The sequence below is a fragment of the Companilactobacillus halodurans genome, from assembly GCF_009600995.1.
GTDB classification, from domain to species: domain Bacteria; phylum Bacillota; class Bacilli; order Lactobacillales; family Lactobacillaceae; genus Companilactobacillus; species Companilactobacillus halodurans.
The window spans coordinates 1-2,736 of the sequence record NZ_VDFO01000076.1; the positions used below are offsets into that span (position 1 = coordinate 1).

The window sequence follows — 2,736 nt, forward strand, 5'->3', positions numbered from 1 at the left end:
AAACTACAAAACTCCACGGGAACTATTCACTAGTTTCTGTGGAGTTTAGAAATGTACTTTTCTGGTACTGATATATTTCGTATTTATTTTTGGACAAGTGGCTAACTTGTTCTTGTAATTTTCGTAACAGTTTTTTTGTTTTTATTTATTGATTTGTTTATATGGTTTGTGCACGGAAAAACCCAGATCATTTAGATCTGGGTTTTAGTTTATTCATTTCTAAATCTCTAAGGGTACAAAAACACAATAAAGAGCCAGCCTACATTACTTTGAGTTTTATCGTTTCTAAATCTTTAAGGGTACAAAAACTAATTAAGATATTGTTAACGCCTGAATTTAGTTTTATCGTTTCTAAATCTTTAAGGGTACAAAAACTCGTTAATATACTATTCACTCAATCACCTTGTTTTATCGTTTCTAAATCTTTAAGGGTACAAAAACTCTGTGTCGCTCCCTCGGGAACAATTACAAGTTTTATCGTTTCTAAATCTTTAAGGGTACAAAAACTGTTTCATGAAGAATTTAACGTAAACATTGGTTTTATCGTTTCTAAATCTTTAAGGGTACAAAAACTGCTGACCCTGTCATGAAGATTACTGATAGGTTTTATCGTTTCTAAATCTTTAAGGGTACAAAAACTCAAGCAAATATTAGGATTAGCTTTCACCCGTTTTATCGTTTCTAAATCTTTAAGGGTACAAAAACTAATTAAGATATTGTTAACGCCTGAATTTAGTTTTATCGTTTCTAAATCTTTAAGGGTACAAAAACTTACACTGTATCCCTTGTGGCACTAAGGGAGTTTTATCGTTTCTAAATCTTTAAGGGTACAAAAACTGCTCCTTGGAACACTTATAACTATACCGAGTTTTATCGTTTCTAAATCTTTAAGGGTACAAAAACTGTTTGTATTGAATTCCTAACTCATGAAGTGTTTTATCGTTTCTAAATCTTTAAGGGTACAAAAACTAAAGAAGATGACAAGTGGGTCAAAACAGGGTTTTATCGTTTCTAAATCTTTAAGGGTACAAAAACTGGTATAAATATATATAAATAGTCTCAAAAGTTTTATCGTTTCTAAATCTTTAAGGGTACAAAAACCTCAAATCAAAAAATTGAATTATTATTAATTTTCCAAAAATTTGGTCTCTGCATCAGATAGCAAATATTTTTCTGGATCAAGCGACGTCTCGTAACCCAAAATCTCATTTACTACCTTCAATAATACCAAATCTTTACTTGGAATAAAATTGATTTCATCATTGCCAATATATTGAGAAATTCGTCTTATTGAATTTACGAAGTTCATTTCCGTTACCACATATTTATTAGGATAATGCATACTGACTGACTTTTTTAATTCGTCACTTGGTAGTAACTGGTGAAATTCATCAGCACTAATAATTATTTTTTCTAAATCACCTGACGTTAATGGAACATTCTCAAGATTGTTACCTAAATAAATGATTTTTAAATCATAATTCAGAGTTAATTTTTTAAGACTCAGAATAAAGTTGGCTTCATCTTCAGGTGCCACAAAACCACTTATATCATATAAGATTACCCAAGAAGTTTTGCTTAAACTCTTCAACTGAAATTCTAAAAAGTTAACAAACTCATCCAATAAAACTCCGGTATCTAAAAATTCTAAAGGGTAATTGATTCCATCTGATTCATATCCTACTATCAAACGGTTTTTCAATAATTCAAGATATGATGTATCTTCAAATTCGGCTCTTAAATTATTTGAGTAAGTCTTTAATAGTTTCTGAACAATGATTTCTAATTTTAAAGTCTCATTATTCAATTGCTCTATTTCGTGATCAATCTCATTATCATCAGACAAGCTATTCAATAACTCAAACAATAATGTACCCTTTTTGTAAGTCATCTGCGTATAAATATCGTTTCGACTGTTTATAAAATAGACATTATTATTCCTTACTGATAATTTATCGTCATTATATAATATTTCAATTTCATCTTCGCCATAAATATTCGTTGTTAGTTGGGGATTTTTATGAAAATAATAATATAAACTGCGATATATTTCCCAGATTTGTTTCCTATTCGGGCCCGTTATATATGCAGCATCTTCAAAATCTATTTCCAAAAATTTTTGATTTTCTATTTCGATTTTTAATGTCATATAATGACCAGCTCTTTATTACCAACCAATTCTTCTTGCTTACTGCGACTACCCACTAAAATCTTCATATCGTTATATTGTTTCTCACTGACAGCAATCAATCTAACTTCTCCATGCACAGGCAAAAAACGTTTGATAGCTTTTTCGTACTTTTTCCCAGCACTACGATTTTGAATGGCACGGGCATAAACGGAATACTGTAACATTGTGAAACCATTTCTAATCAATTCTTTTCTAAAAATTCGATATTGTCGTTTTTCATTGACAGTATCAACAGGCAAGTCAAACATACACATCATTCTCATATTTTGATACTTCAACTTTCTTCACCTACAAAATTTTTCAATTTTATTTTTAAAAGTAATTCAGGGCTGTGTTCTTCCATCGCTAATATGAAACTAGCTACATATTCCTCCATTGAGTTTGCAATAGTCGTTTTTCTATTGTTTAGAGTTATTTCTTGATGGCGAATTTTATAATCAAGTTAGCCACTTTCAATAAAATTCCAAAATAAAAACACCAAGACGAAAAAATCAGGTATCATTGGAGTTCTCCACAAACAATGAAAGAGGTTTTTCGTCTTGATG

The 2,736-nt window shown here is 30.2% G+C and carries 2 protein-coding genes and 1 CRISPR repeat array; both genes read right to left on the reverse strand.

What is annotated here, in order from left to right; genetic code table 11:
• The first annotated feature begins 207 nt into the window (after positions 1–207).
• A CRISPR array of direct repeats spans positions 208–1,102; the repeat unit is 37 nt; unit sequence GTTTTATCGTTTCTAAATCTTTAAGGGTACAAAAACT.
• 24 nt (positions 1,103–1,126) lie between these two features.
• A complete protein-coding gene (locus FHL05_RS12255; protein ID WP_153385169.1) occupies positions 1,127–2,149 on the reverse strand; it encodes a P-loop NTPase family protein in 1,023 nt (340 codons plus the stop codon).
• Complete coding sequence (gene cas2 / locus FHL05_RS12260; RefSeq protein WP_153385186.1) at positions 2,146–2,454, reverse strand: CRISPR-associated endonuclease Cas2; 309 nt, start codon at positions 2,452–2,454, stop codon at positions 2,146–2,148. Before cas2 ends, FHL05_RS12255 begins: the two co-directional genes overlap by 4 nt.
• Positions 2,455–2,736: the final 282 nt, after the last annotated feature.

Bases quoted from the DNA above. Each gene is read 5' to 3' on its own strand.
- FHL05_RS12255 (WP_153385169.1), bottom strand. From the start codon at position 2,149: ATGACATTAAAAATCGAAATAGAAAATCAAAAATTTTTGGAAATAGAT.
- cas2 (WP_153385186.1), bottom strand. From the start codon at position 2,454: ATGAGAATGATGTGTATGTTTGACTTGCCTGTTGATACTGTCAATGAA.